Genomic DNA, 19,562 nt, shown 5'->3' on the forward strand with positions numbered 1-19,562 from the left:
AATTAGCCATGAATGATTACGATGTTTTAGTCATTGGCAGCGGCCCCGGCGGTTATGTAGCCGCCATCCGCGCCGCGCAACTGGGGCTCAAAACAGCCGTGGTTGAAAAGCAACACTTGGGGGGAATTTGCCTCAACTGGGGCTGTATTCCCACCAAAGCCCTGCTCAAAGGCGCTGAAATTGCCCATACCCTGACCCACTTAGATCAGTTCGGTTTCAGTGTCGAGAATCCGCAATTCAAGGTGGAGCGACTGGTTCAGCACAGCCGGGACGTATCCGCCAAGTTGACCGGCGGCATTGCTTATCTGCTGAACAAAAACGGCGTTGAAGTGATCCGAGGCCGGGCTCGGGTGCTGGATAAGGGCGTGGTTTCGGTGCTGGAGGAAGAAACGGAGTCGGTGTTTAAAGCCGCTCATATCATCCTCGCCACCGGCGCACGGCCCCGCAATCTGCCGGGAGTTCAGGCCGACGGGCAGCGCATCTGGAATTACTTTGATGCGCTGGTTCCCAAAGCTGTACCCAGCTCCTTGCTGGTGATTGGCTCGGGCGCGATTGGCATGGAATTCACCAGCCTGTATCAGGATTTAGGCAGCCAAGTCACCTTGGTGGAGCTGAATAATCGCATCATGCCGGTTGAAGATGCCGAAGTCGCCGCCCTAGTGCATAAAAGCTTTGAGCGGCGGGGTATCCAGATTCATACCCAAACAGCGGTTACGGCAGTGGATACGCAAAATCCGCAGCATTTGGTATGCACCCTGCGTCAAGCCAACGGGCAGGAAACTCAGGTCAGCGTCGACCGCGTGCTGATCGCTGCCGGTGTACAGCCTAATATCGAAGATTTGGGGCTAGAAGCCTTGGGCGTGGAGCTGGAAACCGGCTTTATCAAAACCGATGCTTGGGGGCAAACCAATGTGTTTGGTCTGTATGCCATCGGAGATGTAGCCGGTGCCCCTTGTCTGGCCCACAAAGCCAGCCATGAAGGCGTGCTCTGTGTGGAAAAACTGGCCGGTGTGGACTCAGCCCATGCCTTGGATTACGACTACATCCCCGGCTGCACCTACACAAGGCCCCAAGTCGCTAGTTTAGGGCTAACGGAAGAACAAGCCCTCGCTCGAGGTTACCAAGTCAAGGTAGGCCGCTTTCAGTACCAAGCCAACGGCAAGGCCTTGGCGATGGGTGATAGCGAAGGCTTCGTGAAAACCCTGTTTGATGCGGCCACCGGCGCTTTGCTGGGTGCGCACATGGTGGGGCCAGAAGTCACTGAGCAAATCCAAGGTTTTGGTATCGCCCACACCTTGGAGGCTACGGACGAGTTTTTACAGCAGGTGGTATTTGCCCATCCGACGCTGTCGGAAGCCATGCACGAAGCCATCTTGGCCAGTAGCGGGCGGGCATTACATCACTAACGTCGGGTCATTGCTGATACATCCCTTGGTATAAAAATAAGGAAAACGCTATGTCTGTGCAGACCAAATCCGTCACCTCACCGCCTAAATTCTTCATTGGTAAGAACTTTCTGGGCCAACTGGGAACCTACGTTTCTGATTTAGGGAGTCACGCCTACGTTATCTGTGACCCCTTCATTCTGGAGCGCGCCCTGTGCGAGGCTGCGCCTTCTTTTGAAGGTAAAGGCCAAGCGATTTTTGAGCGCTTTAATTTGGAATGTACTCAGCAAGAAATTGATCGCCACTGTGGATTGGTAACGGCAGCAGCGGCCAATGTAATTGTGGGCATTGGCGGCGGTAAAACCCTCGATACCGCTAAAGCAGTGGCTTATGAGCGCAATCTGCCGGTGGTGATTTTCCCAACAATTGCCTCAACCGACGCACCCTGCACGGCATTGGCGGTGTTATATACGCCCACTGGAGAGTTCGACCGCTATCTGTTCTTGCCCCGTAATCCCGATTTAGTGCTGGCCGACAGCCGTATTTTGGCAGAAGCCCCTTTGCGCTTGTTCTTGGCTGGAATCGGCGATGCCTTAGCCACCTATTTCGAGGCGCGGGCCTGTTACCGCGCCAACGGTGAAAACCTAACCCGCCTGAAAATGAAGCCTTCTCGCACCGGTTTAGGATTATCGCGCCTGTGCTTAGACATCCTGCTGGAAAACGCCGTGTCTGCTTGTGTAGCGGTGCGGGAAAAGCGCGTTACTCCAGCGGTTGAGCACACCATTGAGTCCACCATTTACCTAAGTGGTGTGGGGGTTGAAGGCGCAGGGATTGCGGCCGCCCACGCTATTCACAATGGCATGACCCAAGTGCCCTCATTGCATGGCGCTCAGCATGGTGAAAAGGTCACTTTTGGCGTGATTGCGCAACTGGTGTTGGAAAATGCGCCCCAAGCTGAACTGAATTTAGTGCTGGATTTTATTAAAGCCGTGGGCTTGCCCCTGACTTTAGAGGATTTAGGATTGGATCAGTTTGTGGAAAGCCAGTGGCGGCAAGTGGCTGAGTTGGCCTGCTCGGAACAGGATTCCATGGGCAATATGCCCTTTACCGTTACCCCAGGTGATGTGTACGACGCTATCGTAACCGCCAATGCTTTGGCGCATGCCCATAAGGCGTTAGCGCAGGTTCGATCGGTGTTTGATCCTAGCCTGATCGCTTAAACCGCTTCCTATCTGGTACTTCACAGCTTTTGCTGTACGGCTCGATGTGCTCCTCAGTCGCATCGAGCTTTTTTTAGGCATTCAATCAGTATCTAAGTCTTTATAAGCTCCCTCAGTGTGACGACCTGCATTTAGTCACTGCTAAAGCGCCGCAGGTCATTCCAGTTTAAATCTGAAGCTATGAGTGGCAGTTTGCCTATGATCTGGCCTCAAGGACTCAGGCCACCTTGATTCCCCTGTGAAGCTTGTTGAAACCCTGCCAGTGACCTCAGGGGTAAATGCAATGCAGGGATTAACGCCACATATAGAGTTTATTATTTGTTTATTGTCCACTTAAAAATGACAAATAAATCCATTTGTGCTCATTAATATATATCAATAAAGACAGTAATCTTCTCTCCATCGCGTCACTGATGACACATTCCCCTCTAGGAGAGTCCCATGTTTACCAATGCCCACACCGCTATCGCCCTGTTATCACCAGTTTGGTGATCAGAATCAACTGATCCACTTTTTGAGAAATCTAGCGATGGCCGGCGGATTGTTACAGGTAGCGCTCTACGCCGATCCGCAAACCCGCTCAAAAACCTCTGGATACACCCACGCCTAAGCACCGGAAGAGAGCATGAATACTTTATTGAAATCCAATGATCGCGGCTTTGCTGATCACGGTTGGCTGCAATCACACCACAGTTTTTCCTTCGCCAATTACTACAATCCAGAGCAACTGGGCTTTTCTGATCTACTGGTGATTAACGACGACCATGTGGCTCCCGGCAAAGGCTTTAAGCGCCATCCTCATCAGAATATGGAGATTTTCTCCTACGTTTTGGAGGGCACTTTGGAACACCAAGACAGCATGGGTAATGGCTCGCAGATACAGGCGGGTGATGTACAACTGATGAGTGCGGGAACCGGAGTCACCCACAGCGAATTTAATGCTTCGCCTCAGGCTGAAGTGCATTTTCTGCAAATCTGGATTTTGCCCGATACTCAGGGGTTACAACCTAGTTATCAGCAAAAACGTTTTTCCACCGAGGGCAAACGCGGACGCTTGCAACTGATCCTTTCCCCCGATGGCGCGCAGGGATCATTGCGGATTCACCAAGAGGCACGGGTTTACGCCGGACTCTTTGATGGCACTGAACGCACCTCTGTGCCTGTACCTGCACAGCGTTATCTGTATGTTCACTTAGCGCGGGGTAGTCTGACCGTGAACGGCCAAAGCTTACAAGCCGGTGATGGGTTGCGGATTCGTCAGGCAGAATACTTGGAGTTAGCAGGAGGAAACCAAGCTGAGGTGCTAGTCTTTGAGCTACGCCCCCAAGAACTTCCTCATCGAATCTAATCCATACTCAATTCATCCATTAAGCATCTCAAGTTCAGGATTTTATTATGAGTCAGTCTATTCCTAACATTCTCGGTATCTGCGGCAGCCTGCGCAAAGACTCCAACAGCTTGGCCATTTTGAACACCCTAGCTGAGTCGCTTAAAGATAAAGCCCACTTCCGTATTCAGCGTTTGGATGATGTGCCTTTGTACAATCAGGACTTGGATACGCCAGAAGTATTACCCGGTGTGGCTGTTCTGCGCGCCGCCATTGGAGCTGCTGATGGTATTGTGATCGTCACCCCAGAGTACAATTACGGCCTTCCCGGTGTGGTTAAAAATGCGCTGGATTGGGCCTCCCGCCCCTATAATCAATCCACCTTGACGGGCAAGCCAGTGTTGTCGGTGTCCTCATCTCCGGCCTTTACCGGCGGCGTGCGTGCTTTGGCTCAGCTCAACGAAACCCTGCTGGCGATTGGCGTTCAAGTTCTGTCAGGCCCACAGGTGGTGATCGGCACGGCCCATGAAAAAATCCGTGACGGACGATTAGTCGATACAGCCACCCTGAACTTTTTGGATGCCAGCTTTGAGCGACTCTTTGTAGAAATCGCCCAGATTGCACGACGCTAAACTTAAATATCGCCTAAGCGCCTTAACCAAGGTGCTTAGGCGATTTAAAACCGCGTTTGACTGAGGGTCTCGTGCAAGTAATTGCTGAACACCCGAATCAGTAGTGATACCTGACGATGTTGCGGATACAGCGCATAGATGGTTAACGGTGGGGGCCGAAAATCATCCAGTATCCGAACTAAAGCTCCCGACTCCAGATGCCGCCCCACGATAAAGGTGGGTAGTAAGGCCACGCCCAAACCAGCCACCGCAGCATCCCCAATCAGCTCACCGTTATTCACCCGATAACGTCCCCGCACGTTGATGCGCTCCGGTTGCCCCTGATTGCGATACACCCATTCCACGGATTTACTGTGCCCATACAGCAAACACTCATGCTGGGCTAAATCAGCAGGCTCCTGCGGGGTTCCTTTGCGGTTCAAATAGCTGGGGCTGCAACAGGTCACCATATCCGATGCGCCCAAAGGACGGGCCACCAGCGACGAATCGGCCAATACGCCGATCCGCACCGCCATGTCGTAGCCTTCATCCAGCATATCCACCCGACGGTCGCTCAGATCCAGCTCAATGGAGATTTCGGGATAGCGCTCCAAAAACCCCGGTAACAGCGTGCTCAGGTACAGGGTGCCAAAGGACATAGGAGCGGATAAACGCAGCGCTCCTCGTGGTGTGGCCCGCTGCTGGGAGATGGCCTGCTCAGCATCCTCCACTTCCCGCAGAATCTTTTTAGCGCTCTCGTAATAGGCTTGTCCCAAAGGAGTTACGTCCAACCGGCGCGTGGAACGGTTGATCAGACGTACTCCCAAGCGGGCTTCTAGCTGCATTAAGCGACGGCTGACAAATTGCTTGGATAACCCACTTTGTTCTGCGGCGGCGGTGAAACTCTTGCATTCCAGTACGGTAACAAATAACCGCATGTCTTCCAGTTGGCTCATTGTCCTATCCTAGTTTACTGAGTAAAGCCAATTAGCTGCTTATTCTAACCTAAAAGAGACAGTAATCTAGGCTCCAAGGCGCTCAACACCGCGCCACCCACAGATTAAGGAGCTTGACATGACCACAATCCACTTCCCCAAACCTGCTATCAGCACACTGGGCTTACTGGGACTGTTTTTAGGCAGCAGCTTTGCCCACGCAACCGAAGCTACAGGGATCTTTGAATCTCGCCCTTTGTATGTAGTCGTCAACGCTGCCAAAACGACAGAAGCCGAATCCTCAGAAATAGAGTCTTATCACTACGGTGAAACTTTGGATGTTCAGGAGGTGATTTCAATCACTAAGGACAGCTCTGTGACCTGCGCCCCGGTTCCCGTCACCATGCTGTACAAAGACTCTCAAGGCGTTTTGCGTAAGCTGAATTATCAAGTGTTCGATAATGGCTGTCAGAGCGGTTGAAGTGCTCCTTTGTGCCTAGGTGTGTAGTCCCTCAGAAATATGGGTAAAACAGAGCAAGGCGTGAGCCCTATCAGCCAAGACGATAGGGTCAGTCTGTGTTGCAGTTTTTCTCTCTGCGTACAAGGCTTATTTAGTCACCTTAGTCAGCACCCCATAGGCTCTAAAGTCTGAGCAAGGCCTAATCTAAGTTAACCGGCGTAACTAACTTACCCTGATTGAAATAGCTACTCAGATTAGTAAATACCAATTCCGCCATGGCTTGGCGCGTCTCGTAAGTACCACTGCCCAGATGCGGTGTCAGCACTAGGTTATCCATGCTGAAAAATTCAGTGGGAACCCGGGGTTCATCCTCAAATACGTCCAAGGCGGCACCGGCGATTTCACCTGCCTGCAAAGAGGCAATCAAAGCCTGCTCATCCATGACTGAGCCCCGTGCCACGTTAATCAAGTAGGAGTCGGAGCCCAAGGCTTGCATCACCTCACGGTTAATCAAGTGCTTGGTTTCTGGGCCTCCGGGCACAATCACCACCAGATAATCGGATTGGCGTGCCAGCTCTTTAAGGTCTGAGTAGTGGGTATAGGGCACATCTGGATAGGGCTCACCCCGGCGAAAATAGGCAATTTCCATATTAAAAGCCGCCGCACGCTTGGCAATGGTTTTGCCGATTTTCCCCAAACCCACGATGCCGCAGGTTTTACCAGTAAGGCCACGCCCTAAGGGAAATTTAGCTGACGTCCATTTCCCAGCCCGCACAAAGCGCTCGGCCTCGCTGATTCTACGGGTTAGACAGAGCATCAGAGCTAAAGCCGTTTCCGCCACCGCATTGTTCAAAACATCAGGGGTATTACTGAGACGGATGCCGCGTTTAGCCAGATACGCAGTATCAATGGCATCGTAACCCACACCAAAGCTGGTTACGACCTCAAGGGAGGACAGGCGCTCTAGTAAGGCTGTTTCCAGACCATATACGCCACTGGTAACAACCGCTCGCACATGAGGGCCCCGATCGGCCACCCAAGCATCCAAATCCTTAATCTCCCAACGCTTGTGTACTTTGAAATCGCGGGCTAGGGCTTGCATCAGAAACTCGTGCAGCGGGCCCCAAACCAGTACATCAATAGTGCTGTTGGTCATCAGTAACTCCTGTACGACCTCTTAACAAGGCCGTAATTAGTGGATATCAATCAACCAAGTCCCTAAGACCGCCGTCTCCCACCAGTGATAGTAACTTAAGCCGGGTTCCTAAGCAGAAAACTCAAGGGCTGTCCCCACAAAAGCACGAATGAGGCGATCAGGAACGAACTTCTTTAGAGCTACCACTTTATAGCCCATCCACCTCGAGTATCGACACTGATGCGGCTGAGATTTGGCTAAAGACATATTGGGGGAGCAAAAGTGACAGTAGGCCAATACTTGTGCCTGCTAAAACCTTACGGCGACTTAAGTGGCTGGAAAACATGACGGCTCCTATTTTTAAAAAATAATAAAAACTATATTACTTATTCTATTATAGAATAATATTTTTCCGTGATAAGCCGCAGGCTTTGAAGGTTTGGGTTGAGTAACCTGTATTTTTTATCTGGTATAAAAATTTATTTTTAGATATTTAAAAATTAAATTTTTGCATAATTAATTTATTCCTAAAGAATATTTATCAAAGCATTTTTATACGGATATTCTCAATCCAGACCGACCCCTTTCCAGTGGAGGTGTTAGCTTTCAACCCCCTTGAAGAGGTCGTGTATGCCGAATGTTCCCGTCTCAGCTCAGCGTTTTAATCGCCCCATCAGTCCCAACCCGAGGGGCTCTGTCTTGTTAGTTATCCGCTCTCCTCAGCCTTGCACAGCCTAAAGCAGCCACGCCTTTTCGGAGACACTGCCATGAGTCTATTTCAACCCGCCCAATTAGGGGCTTTTAAGCTCCGCAATCGCATCCTGATGGCTCCACTCGGACGCGCTCGCTCCGATAAGGAACTGCGGATTCCCTTACCACGCGTAGCCACCTACTACCAGCAGCGCGCCAGCGCGGGCCTGATTATTTCCGAAGCCAGCCATGTATCGCCCTACAGCGTTAGTCGGCCCGGTGGTTCGGCCATTCATACGGAGGCCCAAGCCCAAGGCTGGAAGCCCGTCACCGCAGCGGTACATGCCGCAGGCGGGTTGATCGTACAACAGCTATTCCACCTAGGCCGTAAAGCTCATCCTTCGCGGCTACCGGGTCACGCTTTACCTGTAGCGCCCTCAGCCATCGCCGCTCAAGGGCTGGCCGAAACGGCTGAAGGGCCGCAAGCCTTTCCCGTCCCTAGGGTGTTGGATATCAGCGAAATTCCCGGCATTGTTGCAGAGTTTCAGCAAGCGGCACGCTATTCCAAACAAGCGGGATTCGATGGCGTGGAAATTCACGCCGCCAATGGCTATTTAATCGACCAATTCCTGCGTGATGGCACCAATCAACGGACGGACGATTACGGCGGCTCTGTAGAAAACCGTGCCCGCCTACTGCTGGAAATTGTGGATGCGGTGCTGGAAGTTTTTGGCCCAGATCGCCTAGGCGTGCGCCTATCACCGCACTTTGATTTGGATGGCATTCAGGACAGCAATCCTGCGGCCCTGTATAGCTATGTGGCCGAACAGCTACAGGCGCGGGGCATCGCCTACCTACACTTGATTGAGCCAGACAGCATCCCCGCTGAACGACGTTTAGCGCCCCGTCTGCGCGAACTGTTCCAAGGTGCTTTGGTATTGGCCGGTGAATTTGACCAACAACGCGCGCAACAAGCGTTAGAACAAGGCCGCGCCGATTTTATTGCCTTTGGCCGCCTGTTTATTGCCAATCCCGATCTGGTGGAGCGCTTCCGCCGTCAAGCCCCCTTAAATACACCGGATACTGCCAGTTTTTACATCGGCGAGGATCAGGGCTACATCGACTATCCCTTTTTAGCCCCACAACGGGCCAGCGCCTGAGGAAGTGAGCCGCCATGACAGAATCTCTGAATCAGTTGCTGGCCGATCTGCACACCGAACGAGAGCGCACTTGGGATGCAGCGGATTTACAGGTCAACATCGACCAACGCCGCCGCTTGGTGGAGGAAGCTCCCCGCAGACGCTTTGTTCAATCCGGCGACTTTGTGGCTCCCTTTGAGTTACACAAAGTGGGCGGCGAACGCTTAACGCGAGACGGCCTATTGGCCGATGGGCCAGCGGTGTTGGTGTTCTTCCGTTTTGCGGGCTGTCCGGCCTGTAATCTGGCCATTCCCTATTACGACCGTCAGTTGTATCCCCAGTTACAGCAATGGGGCGTGCCTTTAGTGGCCGTCAGCCCACAGGTGCCAGAACGCCTCATCGAGATCCAAACCCGCCATGCCTTAAAGCTGCACGTGGCCAGCGATTTGGGCAATCAGCTCGCCCAGCGCTTTGGCATTGTGTACCAATTTGACCAAGCCTCCCAACAAGCGGCCCTAGCCAAAGGGCCCGGCATTGGTGTGATTACGGGCACAGGGACTTGGGAGCTACCGCAACCCACCGTAGTGGTTATTGGCCAAGATCAGCGGGTGCATTTTGCCCAAGTCTCCCCCGATTGGCTGGTTCGCACCGAAGCCAGCCCCATTTTGGAGGCCGTACAGGCTTTGCTACCTACCCAAACCAACGGCCCACTTCGTAACGCCGTTGGCTATTAACAGAACATTGCCCCAATCCCTAAAGGAGTACCCCATGAGCACGGAAAAAGTCGTCAACCTGTCTGAAATCCTGAAAGTCACCCCGCTGGAGCCCACCCTTGGGGCGGAAGTCAGCGGTATTGATCTGAAAAAGCCCCTCAGCCCGGCAGTGCGCGACCAGTTAAAAACCCTGTTACTGCAATACAAGGTGCTGTTCTTCCGCGATCAGTTCATCAACACTCAGGAACAGGTAGCTTTTGCCCGTAATTTTGGCGAGCTGTATGTGCATCCCACCACCCAGCAAGCCGATCCTGAGTTACCGGCCGCCCATTTAATTCGCGCCGAAGAGTCCCGTGCCCTGTACGGTGAAGCGGTGAAAGGCCGTTGGCATTCGGACACCAGTTGGCTGCTTAAACCCACTTATGGCGCGGTGTTACGCCCAGTGACCCTGCCGGAGTTTGGCGGCGATACCATTTGGGCCGACAGCGGTTTGGTGTACCGCAATTTGCCGGATGAGGTGAAAGCCCGCATTGAGGATGCCTATGTGGTACACAACTTCAAGCCCTCGCTGGATCGCGTGGGTTATGAATACCCCATAGTGTCCCATCCACTGGTTCGTACCCATCCGGAAACCGGCGAGGATGTGCTGTTCATCAATTTCTCCATGTTTCCCTACATTTTGGGTTGGAGCCCAGAGGAAAGCCGCGCGCTGGTGGATTACCTACTCAAAGAGTTCAGCCACCCTGAATACCAAGTGCGCTTTAAGTGGCGCGAGGGTTCGGTGGCGTTCTGGGATAACCGCTCGACTCTGCATTACCCAGTGACCAACTACGGTGACTTCCCGCGTGTCATGGAGCGAGTGCTGATCGCCGACGAAGACATTCCCCACCGCGCACGCTTGGCTAAAGCGGGCTAATCCATCGTCACGGAACGCGAGCGATCAACGCCTTTTGGTCGCTCCTGTTTTTAATTGGAAGGAGGGGAATGGATGTCAGAGGATCTTGCCGCATCTTTGGTGGAGCATGTACTGAGCTTTCCAGCAACGGGTTTAACCGATGAGGTCAGCCAGCATCTGGGGTTGGATTTGGCCGATAGCCTAGCCGTCACTCTGGGTGGGAGTCGGGCGGAAGGCATTGCCGCTTTGCAACAGGTCGTGCAGCAACAGTATCAAAGCGGTCAGGCGCGGGTCGTCAACTCCAAGCTGTCTCTGCCTGCGGTGGCGGCCGCCCAGCTTAATGCCTCGGCGGGACACGCGCTGGATTACGACGATACCCTCGACGAAGGCGGCGGTATGCACGCCGGAGCTTTGGTGCATAACGCCGTGCTGGCCGTAGCCGATGAGCTGGGCAATGTCAGCGGCGCAGATTACAGCCTAGCCGTAGCCCTCGGTTTGGATGTGGCCGTGCGTTTAGCCCTCGCCCCGACCCAAGATTTTGGCTGGCACCGTACTTCAGCCTTTGGCATTTTTGGCGTGGTCGCAGCTCTGGGGCGCTTGCTCAAGCTTGATCACAGCCAACTGCACAATGCCTTTGGGATCGCTTATTCTCAAGCCAGCGGCAATCGCCAATGTATTTTGGACGGTGCCCTATCTAAGCGCTTGCAGGCCGGATTTGCCGCCCGTGATGGTATTACCGCTGTACTCCTAGCCCGCGCTGGCTTAACCGGAGCGCAAGCAGTCTTTGAAGGCCCCGATGGATTTTTCAACCTCTACCAGCGTGGCGCTTACCGCCCTGACGTGATTACCGAGGGTTTAGGAACACAGCTCTTAAGTGCGCGCATCTCCTTAAAACCCTACCCTTGCGGGCGTAATGTGCATGCTTTATTGGATGCCAGTTTAGCCGCCCGTCCAGCGCACCAAGGACGCAGTATTCAATCCATTCAGGTGTATTTAGAAGAAGCCGCCTTAGCACGTAATCGCACCCAATACCCGGAGCACAGTGTACAGGCCCAGTTCAGCATTCCTTTTTCCTTGGCACTGAGCACTCTATCCGGCCAAACCCGTCTACAGGATTATGCCGCGCCCCAATCCGCTTCTGACGCGGTCAAGGCACTGGCGGCTAAGGTGGAGTTACGCTCCCAAGGCAACCAACCGAGTCGCTTAGTGTTTGTGTATGACCAAGGGGGCAGTCACACAGTACCCCTGATTACCCCCAGCCTTGGGCATCCGCACAACCCCTTAACCGCAACCGATATTCGCCGCAAGCTGTGGGATTGCAACGCCTTCGCGCACAACCCCTTGCGGGATGAAACCTTGGAGCAACTGCTACACCACAGCCTATCCATCCGTAACCTAGCCAATACGCAAACACTGACCCGCCTATTGCAGATTGACCACTGACCTTTCTTGGAGCCCAGTCTATGCCAAACACCAATACCCTATTGCAACAGCGCTATGCCCTCCCTGCTGAGGAACAACCCGCTTTTATCGACAACGCCATTACCCGTTTTTTGCTGGAGCACCGCAGCGTCCGGGCTTATCAGGATAAACCTTTGCCTGAAGGTACACTGGAAACCCTGCTGGCGGCAGCGCAGTCGGCAGCCACCTCCTCTAACCTGCAAGCTTGGTCGCTGTTGGCGGTGGAAAACCCTGAACGCAAAGCCCGTCTGGCGGCTTTATCCAACGATCAAGCCCACATTCGCCAAGCGCCTTTATTTTTGGTGTGGTTGGCGGATTTTTCCCGCATTCAGCGCCAAGCCGAAGCACAGGGAGCAAGCCTAGAAGCGCTGGAATATCTGGACAGCTTTCTGGTGGCCAGCACAGACGCAGCCTTAGCAGCGCAAAATGCGGTATTGGCGGCGGAATCCTTAGGATTGGGTACGGTGTATATCGGTGCCTTGCGCAACAACCTCGCCGCAGTGATTGATGAACTGGGTTTACCGTCTTGGGTGTATCCGGTTTTTGGTTTGGCCATTGGTTACCCCGATGCCCAAAAACCAGCAGCCATCAAGCCTCGCCTGCCGCAATCGCTGGTACTGCATCGGGAAACCTACCGAATTCCTGAGGACGAAAGCACCCAAGTACAGGATTACGATCAACGTATTGGTGCGTTCTACCAGCAACAGGGGCTGAATACGCCCAGTTGGACGCGCCAATCCATCGAACGCCTGAGCCGCCCACAGATATTGAGCGGACGTGAACACCTACTGGCCACCCTTCAAGCCCAATCCTTTCAACTGCGTTGAGGGTTCATCGGTACATTTTTGTACTTACATATAAGTAAAAAGAACTTCACAGTATTTTTTTATAGCATTAGTGTCTCCCTGCGTGTGCTTTCGATCAATCGGAAACACCTAAGCGGCCAGCCTCAAAGGTTGGCCGCTGGTCGTATTAAGGCTTGGAGAACCCGATGGGCAGTCCCTCATCACTCAAACTCGGTGTGCAAATTTGCGGCGTTGGTTACGGCTGGGGCGAATGGCGGCACCCGGATGTGCCCGCCGATGCCAGCATCAGCCTCAATTTTTACCGTCAGCAAGCACAACTGGCCGAGGCGGGTCGGCTGGATTTTCTGTTTATCGCCGATAGCCTGCACATTCACGAGAAATCCAACCCGCATTACCTGAATCGCTTTGAGCCCCTAACGTTGCTGTCGGCCTTGGCCACAGTAACCGAGCATATTGGTTTAGTAGCCACCGCCAGCGTCAGCTATACCGAGCCCTTTAATCTAGCGCGCCAATTAGCTTCTTTGGATCATCTCAGTGGCGGGCGCGCGGGTTGGAATGTGGTCACTTCTTGGCTGTCTGGTACGGCGGATAACTTTGGCAAAGCCGAACATCCACCCCATCGGGTGCGCTACTACATGGCCCGCGAGCATTTGAGCGTGGTGAAAGGGCTTTGGGACTCGTGGGAGGACGATGCCTTTGTGCGCGATAAGCCCAGCGGGGAGTTTTTCCTACCCAGCAAACTGCATCGGCTGGATCACAACGGCGAGTTTTTTCGGGTTAAGGGGCCACTGAATATTGCTCGCTCGCCACAAGGCCAGCCGGTGATTTTTCAGGGCGGTACCTCAGTGGAAGGGCGCGAATTTGCGGCCGGTCACGCCGATGTGGTGTTCCTAAACCCAGAGTCATTGACTGAAGCTCAGTGGCGATACCAAGACATTAAGGGACGAGCCGCATGTTTAGGGCGCAATCTACAGCAGGTGCAGGTACTAGCCAATATTCGGCCTGTGGTGGGACGCACCGCCAGCGAGGTAGAGCAACGTTACCAGCACATCTGCCAGTTCATCACTTTGGAAGATGCCTTAGTCACCCTAGGGCGGCCCTTTAATGACCACGATTTTTCGCGCTATCCGCTGGATGAGCCTTTCCCGGATGTGGGGGATCTGGGGCGTGAACATCTGCAAGGTCACTCCGAGCACATCAAGCAAGTAGCGCGGGATGAAAAACTCACCTTACGTCAAACCGCATGGCGCTTTGCTTTGCCGCAGCGGGAGTTCACTGGTACTCCAGAACAGCTGGCGGATCGACTGGAACATTGGTTCCAACAAGGGGCCGCCGACGGTTTTGTGATTAACCCTTGGCCGGGGGGCTTACAGCACTTTGTTGAGCTGGTGATTCCTGAGTTACAGCGGCGCGGTCTGTTTCGCCGTGAGTACAGCGGCCACACCCTGCGCGATCATTTGCAGCTTTCCACACCCATCAACCGCTATGCACCGCGCCGGGAGCTGATTTAATGCTTCTCTAATTCATTCTTGGTTGGCCCCAGCAACACTTTAGCACGCTGGAATACCGAGCCCATCACCCAGTGCCGATTGGGGTGCTGCCCTGCCCATTCGTCCCAACCGGAATAACGCCGGTAATAACCCAGAGTTCCAGAGGCCTCAGCCGTCTGCTCGTCGATGCCTTCTGGCTGCTCACAGTTGGGGCTGACGTATAGGGCATCGCTTGTGCAGTACAGCTCGCACATATAGCAGCTTTGGCAATCCTGCTGGCGGGCAATGGAGGACAGCCCATCTACACCTAACTCAAATACCTGCGCTGGGCAGACCTCAAGGCATTTCTGGCAGCCGGTGCAACGGTTGCGGATCACTACTTCGATCATGCGGGAACTCCTGCGGCAGGCTCTGGGCGTACCCATAGCTGATCTAAACCGCCGGTATTCAGACGGTACTGATAGGCCTCCGAAGAATCTGGAATGTCTTGGCGGTAGTGCAGCCCTCGGCTTTCTGGGCGAGCTAAAGCACTGCGGTAACACCAGCGGGCACTGGCAATCAGGGCGGCGGCTTCGCGGGCTTTGACTTGTTCAGCGCCCTGCCCTGTTAGCTGTTGTCGCGCTTCTTGCCAAGCCGTCTCTAAACGATCCAAGGATTGATTCAGGCCCACTTCAGTACGGAAGAAGTTTTTATCGAAGGGCAGCATTTCATCACGCACCTGCGCTACCAAACGTGCGCTTAAACCGGAGTTTTTAGCGGCTGTTTGCGAGCCTAAACCCACCTGTCCTGCGCCATCGGCGGTTTCGTGCAGACGGCGGCCTTGGCTGAGTGCTTGCTGGGCTAATGCCTGCCCCGCCCAAACGCCAGAAGACAAAGCCCAAGCCGCATTGACTGCACCGCCGCCGGTATTGGCTCCGGCTACCAGCTCACGGGTGGCTGTGTCACCAATGGCGTACAGTCCGGCCACCAAGGTTTGACAGAATTCATTGATTATGCGTAATCCTCCCGTACCGCGAATGGTACCCTCGGCACGCAAACTGACCTCAAATCGCTGTTGGTAAGGGTCAAGCCGAGCGCGATTGAACAACAGGGGCACATTGGGGGAAATCTCCGCCAGTTGACGGCGAATATCTTCCGGCACGCGGTGCAGGCTGCAATACACCGGGCCTTCCAGCAGGGCGGTGGCTAAATCAAAGGTACGCACTGAGGGATCGGCCTCGCGTACTGGAGCAATCTCCCGCCCAGAAGCATCGTAGTAGGTGGCGAAGGCGTAGATCATGGCGCGGGTCATGGTGGTTTGGCCTTGGGCCACGCAGTAGGCGTTGGAAAACTCCATTCCCGATAAATCCGCGTCCACTTCGGCGGCCATCAGCAAACCGTCGCCGGTGTTGTTGCCGCTGCCCAGCAAGTGGGATTTAAAAGCACAGCCGCCGGTGGCCAAAATCACCCCGGCCGAGCGAATCAACCATTCCCGCTGCTGACGAATTTGCCAACCCCGAGCGCCGCCTACAGAACCATCGGCGCGAACCAGCAGTTCCAAGGCTGGGCTGTGATCCAAAATCCGCACCCCCGAAGCCAACATGCGCTGACGCAAAGCGCGCATGTACTCCGGCCCGCGCAAAGCCGCGTAGATCGGCTGACCTTGCTCGTTACGGGCAAAGTCGTACCAAGGAGCCAGGGTAGGAAGTTGTTGCCAGGTTTCGGCCAAAATGCGGTGCATCCAGCTTTTATCCGCCAAGCCAAGAGTGGGAACGGCACGGGCATCCACGGCGGCCTCGCGCTGTTCGGGAGCTACCCACCAATGGGTCGGGCCTGCGGTGGCGGTCACGCCACTAGTTCCACAGTAGCCCTTATCCACCAAAATCACTTCAGCTCCGGCTTGGCGGGCGGCGATGGCGGCCCAAGCCCCAGACATACCACCGCCGATAATCAGCACATCCGTATGCAATACGAGACGCTCTTGGGCCTCGCGGGTTTGAATACTCATAGAGCAGCGGTCTCAGGTTCACGGTAAAAGGCGGGGGGATCGAAGGCTTTAATCTCCGGCAATTCTGCTTCCCAGCGTTCGATATCGACGTAGCAGGTATGGGCGGTGCAGCCTTGGGACAGGCTGGAAGCGCCCACATCCTCGGTCAGTACATTGGGGTTGCCGTGGATTTCGAGGGTCTGGCTGTCCTTGGCTGACAAAGGGTCATACCAAGCGCCGGTAGCCAATTGCACCACGCCGGGGCGGATGTCTTGGCTCAGAATCACGCCCGCCAATAAAGCGCCCCGCTCGTTGTACACCCGCACCACGTCACCTTCGGCAATGCCTCGTGCAACAGCATCTTGAGGATTTAGGGTGATAGGTTCGCGGCCTTGGATTTTTGAGGCACGACTGTAGCCCCCGTGATCGTACTGGCTGTGGAGGCGGGTTTTGGGTTGGTTAGAAATCAGATGCAAAGGATAGGTCGGGGCCGGTTTTTCCAACCAAAGTGGATGGCCGGGGCAATCGGCGTAACCAAAGTCGGCGATGCGTTGGGAAAACAGCTCAATACGGCCTGAGGGTGTGGGTAAAGGATGAGCCTCTGGGTCGTTGCGAAAGTCGTTTAGCAGAATGGTTTGCTGTTCAGGCTTGGCGATCTCAAAGCGACCCTCGGCCCAAAAATCCTCAAAGGAGGGCAAGTGGATGTTCTGTTCTTCAGCACGGGCAAAGGAGTCTTGGTAGATGTAGCGCAGCCAGTCCATTTCGTCGCGGCCTTCGCTGAAGTCCTCACTAAAACCTAAGCGCTGGGCTAAGTCGCAAAAGATCTGATAATCGTCCCGTGCCTCACCCACAGGTTCGATGACCTTTTTCATGGCAATCATAAAGCGGTCGGAACTGGCGCTGCCGATGTCGTTGCGCTCTAAAGCGGTAGTAGCGGGCAACACCACATCGGCATGTTTGGCCTGTGCCGTCCAGTATTGGTCTTGCACAATGATGCTTTGCGGTTTCTGCCAGGCTTGGCGCAGTTGGTTCAGGTCTTGATGGTGGTGGAAGGCATTACCACCGGCCCAGTAAATCAGCTGAATATCCGGGTAATGTAGATGCTGTCCGTTGTAATCGAAGGGTGCGCCGGGGTTGAGCAGCATGTCCACAAAGCGCGCCACGGGAATAAAGTCCCGCACCGGGTTTTGCCCCTGAGAAAAGCGCGGCCCGGAGAAGGGTTTACGCCCACTGCCGGTATTATTCATGCAGCCGTAGCCCACGCCAAAACCGCCGCCCGGTAAACCGATTTGGCCTAATAGCGCGGCTAAAACCACGGTCATCCAAAAGGGTTGTTCGCCATGACGTGCCCGTTGCAATCCATAAGCCACGTTGATCATCGTGCGGCTGGAGGCCATGCGCCGTGCCAGTTCACGGATGTGCTCGGCGGGAATGTCCGTCACTGGGGCGGCCCAGTCTGGGGTTTTGGGCTGGCCATCGCTCAGTCCCAACAGATAATCGCGGAAGGGGGCAAAACCCACCGTATAGCGCTCTAAAAAGGCCTCATCGTGCAAGCCTTCGCTGACCAACACATAGGCTAAGGCCAGCATAAAAGCGGTGTCGCTGCCGGGACGTAGGGGCCACCATTCGCTGTTGTCGCTTTCCAGATCGCTGCGCAAGGGGCTGATGTTGATAAAACGCACCCCCGCTTGGGTCAGTTGCTCTAAGGCCGGACGCAACAGGTGATCGCTGGCTCCACCGGGGCTGTTCTGGGCGTTTTTGATCGGCAAACCGCCAAAGGCTACAAACAGCTCGCAGTGTTCGGCCAAATTATCCCAACTGGTATGTTGGGACAGCAACCAATCCATCGGCGCGACGATGTGCGGCATTAGCACCCGCCCCGCACCGAGACTGTAGGTATCCACACTGTACACATAGCCGCCAAAGCCATTCAAAAAACGGTGCAATTGGCTTTGCGCATGATGAAAACGCCCCGCGCTAGCCCAGCCGTAACTGCCGCCAAAAATAGCTTGATTGCCGTATTGGTGGCGCACGCGTTGTAACTCAGCGGCGACCCAATCCAAGGCCTGATCCCAACTCACTTCCACAAAGGGCTCTTGGCCTCGGCGTTCTGGGTGACTGCCGGGGTTTTCCAAGGCGCTGCGGCGAATAGCCGGGCGACGAATACGGCTGGGCGAATCAATGGCTTCGGGTAAAAATAGGCCGATGGGCGAGGGATCCTGATCCCATTCTGCCGCTAACATGCCTTCTAAGCGGCCATCGCGTACCTGTGGGCGGTATACACCCCAATGCAAAGCGGTATAGCTCATGCGGTATGGACTCTCTCAAATAGGGTTACGACCAAAATCCCTTCACCCACAGCGGGCGTACATCCAAGCGCTGACTCAGCACTCCTGCCTCATGGAACAGGTCGGCTACGGCCTGTTGGGAGGCAATGGCTGAATCGTCCACCGGAATCAAGCGATAGGGCTCGCTTTGGGCGCGGAATTGGTCGAGGAATAAAGAGGCATCCAAGCCGGTGATTTCCGAGCTGCGCTTGGCCCATTGCTCTGGGTTAGCCTGAATCCAATCCCAAGTGCGCTGTTCGAGGGCCAAATAATCCTGAATAGCGGCCACCTTGGCGGCGTCTTCCAATACGGAGGTGCGGGCGGCAATCACATAGTTACCGGACAGATAGCCCAAGCCTGTTTTTAGGACTCGTGCTTGGAGCCGTGCTAACGCAATGCGAATGTAAATGCCGTAAATTACCCACGCATCCAACTGACCGCTTTGGAAGGCGGAAAAACCATCCTGTGGCGTTAAACCGACCGGAGTGATATCGGCAAAGCTCAACCCCTGCTCTTTGAGGGCTTTGATCAGAAAATAATGGGCGGTGGTGGAGCGCACAAAACCCACCCGCTTGCCCTTAAGGTCAGCCAAGGATTGGATTTTGGAATCCTTAGGCAACAGGATGGCCTGATTACTGTTCACATCGCCGCGCAGCACCGCAATCAGCTTGATCGGCGCTTGGCTTTGGATGGCAAAGATGGGCGGAATCTCACTCATGCTGCCGATGTCCAGACTGCCCCCCGACAGGCCCTCGACAATCAAGTTACCCCCTGCCATTTCTGCGTGCTTCACCTGATAGGGATTAGGCTTTAATCCAGCATCGGCAAAAAAGGACGAAGCCTGTCCTTTATAGGTACCCACGTTGAGCAGCACTTTGGACAGGTCCGGCTGATTGGGCGCGGCTAACAGATTCCAGCGTCCAGTTAGGGTTGCACCCAGCAGCAGAGAGCCACCCAGTACCAAGTCGCGCCGCCCAAGATTCAAGATTGTTTTAGACATGG

18 protein-coding genes are annotated in these 19,562 nt (G+C 54.5%); 12 read left to right on the forward strand and 6 right to left on the reverse strand.

The window, feature by feature from the left end; translation table 11 throughout:
* The first annotated feature begins 8 nt into the window (after positions 1 to 8).
* The 5 genes from lpdA to LX59_RS07030 all read left to right on the forward strand — a co-directional run bounded on the left by lpdA (position 9) and on the right by LX59_RS07030 (position 4,564).
* Positions 9 to 1,406, forward strand: coding sequence for a dihydrolipoyl dehydrogenase (gene lpdA / locus LX59_RS07010; RefSeq protein WP_144571137.1), 1,398 nt, complete (start codon positions 9 to 11; stop codon positions 1,404 to 1,406).
* A gap of 50 nt (positions 1,407 to 1,456) precedes the next feature.
* Entirely contained in the window at positions 1,457 to 2,605 is a 1,149-nt protein-coding gene (locus LX59_RS07015; protein ID WP_144571138.1) for a glycerol dehydrogenase, read from the forward strand.
* A gap of 451 nt (positions 2,606 to 3,056) precedes the next feature.
* Positions 3,057 to 3,215, forward strand: a complete 159-nt coding sequence (locus tag LX59_RS07020) for a hypothetical protein (RefSeq protein WP_211354835.1) — start codon at positions 3,057 to 3,059, stop codon at positions 3,213 to 3,215.
* A 15-nt stretch (positions 3,216 to 3,230) separates the two neighbouring features.
* Positions 3,231 to 3,953 carry a pirin family protein gene (locus LX59_RS07025; protein WP_144571139.1) on the forward strand — a complete coding sequence of 241 codons (723 nt, stop codon included), beginning with the start codon at positions 3,231 to 3,233 and terminating at the stop codon, positions 3,951 to 3,953.
* Between the two features lie 47 nt (positions 3,954 to 4,000).
* Positions 4,001 to 4,564, forward strand: coding sequence for an NADPH-dependent FMN reductase (locus tag LX59_RS07030; RefSeq protein ID WP_144571140.1), 564 nt, complete (start codon positions 4,001 to 4,003; stop codon positions 4,562 to 4,564).
* A 44-nt stretch (positions 4,565 to 4,608) separates the two neighbouring features.
* On the opposite strand, the gene LX59_RS07035 is transcribed toward LX59_RS07030, so the two are convergent.
* Positions 4,609 to 5,499 carry a LysR family transcriptional regulator gene (locus LX59_RS07035; protein ID WP_144571141.1) on the reverse strand — a complete coding sequence of 297 codons (891 nt, stop codon included), beginning with the start codon at positions 5,497 to 5,499 and terminating at the stop codon, positions 4,609 to 4,611.
* Between the two features lie 118 nt (positions 5,500 to 5,617).
* On the opposite strand from LX59_RS07035, the gene LX59_RS07040 reads away from it, so the two are divergent.
* Positions 5,618 to 5,959 (forward strand): DUF2790 domain-containing protein, encoded by a 342-nt coding sequence (locus LX59_RS07040; RefSeq protein WP_144571142.1) that lies wholly within the window; start codon positions 5,618 to 5,620, stop codon positions 5,957 to 5,959.
* A gap of 178 nt (positions 5,960 to 6,137) precedes the next feature.
* On the opposite strand, the gene LX59_RS07045 is transcribed toward LX59_RS07040, so the two are convergent.
* Complete coding sequence (locus LX59_RS07045; protein WP_144571143.1) at positions 6,138 to 7,094, reverse strand: 2-hydroxyacid dehydrogenase; 957 nt, start codon at positions 7,092 to 7,094, stop codon at positions 6,138 to 6,140.
* A gap of 746 nt (positions 7,095 to 7,840) precedes the next feature.
* Here LX59_RS07045 and LX59_RS07050 point away from each other — a divergent pair.
* From LX59_RS07050 to LX59_RS07075, 6 genes are all read left to right on the forward strand, one after another.
* Positions 7,841 to 8,923, forward strand: a complete 1,083-nt coding sequence (locus tag LX59_RS07050; protein WP_144571144.1) for an alkene reductase — start codon at positions 7,841 to 7,843, stop codon at positions 8,921 to 8,923.
* A gap of 14 nt (positions 8,924 to 8,937) precedes the next feature.
* Complete coding sequence (locus LX59_RS07055; protein ID WP_144571145.1) at positions 8,938 to 9,636, forward strand: peroxiredoxin-like family protein; 699 nt, start codon at positions 8,938 to 8,940, stop codon at positions 9,634 to 9,636.
* A 34-nt stretch (positions 9,637 to 9,670) separates the two neighbouring features.
* Complete coding sequence (locus LX59_RS07060; RefSeq protein ID WP_144571146.1) at positions 9,671 to 10,531, forward strand: TauD/TfdA dioxygenase family protein; 861 nt, start codon at positions 9,671 to 9,673, stop codon at positions 10,529 to 10,531.
* Between the two features lie 72 nt (positions 10,532 to 10,603).
* Complete coding sequence (locus tag LX59_RS07065; RefSeq protein WP_144571147.1) at positions 10,604 to 11,953, forward strand: MmgE/PrpD family protein; 1,350 nt, start codon at positions 10,604 to 10,606, stop codon at positions 11,951 to 11,953.
* Positions 11,954 to 11,973: 20 nt separating this feature from the next.
* On the forward strand, positions 11,974 to 12,798 hold the full coding sequence (locus LX59_RS07070; RefSeq protein ID WP_144571148.1) for an NADPH-dependent oxidoreductase: 825 nt from the start codon (positions 11,974 to 11,976) through the stop codon (positions 12,796 to 12,798).
* Between the two features lie 164 nt (positions 12,799 to 12,962).
* Positions 12,963 to 14,288 carry an LLM class flavin-dependent oxidoreductase gene (locus LX59_RS07075; RefSeq protein WP_144571149.1) on the forward strand — a complete coding sequence of 442 codons (1,326 nt, stop codon included), beginning with the start codon at positions 12,963 to 12,965 and terminating at the stop codon, positions 14,286 to 14,288.
* Here the strand turns inward: LX59_RS07075 and LX59_RS07080 are convergent.
* The 4 genes from LX59_RS07080 to LX59_RS07095 are packed head-to-tail and all read right to left on the reverse strand — an operon-like array spanning position 14,285 to position 19,560.
* A complete protein-coding gene (locus LX59_RS07080; protein WP_144571150.1) occupies positions 14,285 to 14,656 on the reverse strand; it encodes a 4Fe-4S dicluster domain-containing protein in 372 nt (123 codons plus the stop codon). The genes LX59_RS07075 and LX59_RS07080 overlap by 4 nt on opposite strands.
* A complete protein-coding gene (locus LX59_RS07085; RefSeq protein ID WP_144571151.1) occupies positions 14,653 to 16,254 on the reverse strand; it encodes an FAD-dependent oxidoreductase in 1,602 nt (533 codons plus the stop codon). Before LX59_RS07085 ends, LX59_RS07080 begins: the two co-directional genes overlap by 4 nt.
* Positions 16,251 to 18,542, reverse strand: a complete 2,292-nt coding sequence (locus LX59_RS07090) for a molybdopterin guanine dinucleotide-containing S/N-oxide reductase (protein WP_144571152.1) — start codon at positions 18,540 to 18,542, stop codon at positions 16,251 to 16,253. Before LX59_RS07090 ends, LX59_RS07085 begins: the two co-directional genes overlap by 4 nt.
* Before the next feature lie 25 nt (positions 18,543 to 18,567).
* Positions 18,568 to 19,560, reverse strand: coding sequence for an ABC transporter substrate-binding protein (locus LX59_RS07095; RefSeq protein ID WP_144571153.1), 993 nt, complete (start codon positions 19,558 to 19,560; stop codon positions 18,568 to 18,570).
* Between the last annotated feature and the right edge of the window lie 2 nt (positions 19,561 to 19,562).

The organism is Azomonas agilis (genome assembly GCF_007830255.1).
Taxonomy (GTDB): domain Bacteria; phylum Pseudomonadota; class Gammaproteobacteria; order Pseudomonadales; family Pseudomonadaceae; genus Azomonas; species Azomonas agilis.

Excerpts from the sequence above, each read along its gene's own strand:
- LX59_RS07080 (WP_144571150.1), bottom strand. The coding sequence starts at position 14,656 with ATGATCGAAGTAGTGATCCGCAACCGTTGCACCGGCTGCCAGAAATGC.
- lpdA (WP_144571137.1), top strand. The coding sequence starts at position 9 with ATGAATGATTACGATGTTTTAGTCATTGGCAGCGGCCCCGGCGGTTAT.
- LX59_RS07070 (WP_144571148.1), top strand. The coding sequence starts at position 11,974 with ATGCCAAACACCAATACCCTATTGCAACAGCGCTATGCCCTCCCTGCT.
- LX59_RS07030 (WP_144571140.1), top strand. The coding sequence starts at position 4,001 with ATGAGTCAGTCTATTCCTAACATTCTCGGTATCTGCGGCAGCCTGCGC.
- LX59_RS07090 (WP_144571152.1), bottom strand. The coding sequence starts at position 18,542 with ATGAGCTATACCGCTTTGCATTGGGGTGTATACCGCCCACAGGTACGC.
- LX59_RS07085 (WP_144571151.1), bottom strand. The coding sequence starts at position 16,254 with ATGAGTATTCAAACCCGCGAGGCCCAAGAGCGTCTCGTATTGCATACG.
- LX59_RS07040 (WP_144571142.1), top strand. The coding sequence starts at position 5,618 with ATGACCACAATCCACTTCCCCAAACCTGCTATCAGCACACTGGGCTTA.
- LX59_RS07035 (WP_144571141.1), bottom strand. The coding sequence starts at position 5,499 with ATGAGCCAACTGGAAGACATGCGGTTATTTGTTACCGTACTGGAATGC.
- LX59_RS07065 (WP_144571147.1), top strand. The coding sequence starts at position 10,604 with ATGTCAGAGGATCTTGCCGCATCTTTGGTGGAGCATGTACTGAGCTTT.
- LX59_RS07055 (WP_144571145.1), top strand. The coding sequence starts at position 8,938 with ATGACAGAATCTCTGAATCAGTTGCTGGCCGATCTGCACACCGAACGA.
- LX59_RS07025 (WP_144571139.1), top strand. The coding sequence starts at position 3,231 with ATGAATACTTTATTGAAATCCAATGATCGCGGCTTTGCTGATCACGGT.
- LX59_RS07020 (WP_211354835.1), top strand. The coding sequence starts at position 3,057 with ATGCCCACACCGCTATCGCCCTGTTATCACCAGTTTGGTGATCAGAAT.
- LX59_RS07045 (WP_144571143.1), bottom strand. The coding sequence starts at position 7,094 with ATGACCAACAGCACTATTGATGTACTGGTTTGGGGCCCGCTGCACGAG.
- LX59_RS07060 (WP_144571146.1), top strand. The coding sequence starts at position 9,671 with ATGAGCACGGAAAAAGTCGTCAACCTGTCTGAAATCCTGAAAGTCACC.
- LX59_RS07095 (WP_144571153.1), bottom strand. The coding sequence starts at position 19,560 with ATGTCTAAAACAATCTTGAATCTTGGGCGGCGCGACTTGGTACTGGGT.
- LX59_RS07050 (WP_144571144.1), top strand. The coding sequence starts at position 7,841 with ATGAGTCTATTTCAACCCGCCCAATTAGGGGCTTTTAAGCTCCGCAAT.
- LX59_RS07015 (WP_144571138.1), top strand. The coding sequence starts at position 1,457 with ATGTCTGTGCAGACCAAATCCGTCACCTCACCGCCTAAATTCTTCATT.
- LX59_RS07075 (WP_144571149.1), top strand. The coding sequence starts at position 12,963 with ATGGGCAGTCCCTCATCACTCAAACTCGGTGTGCAAATTTGCGGCGTT.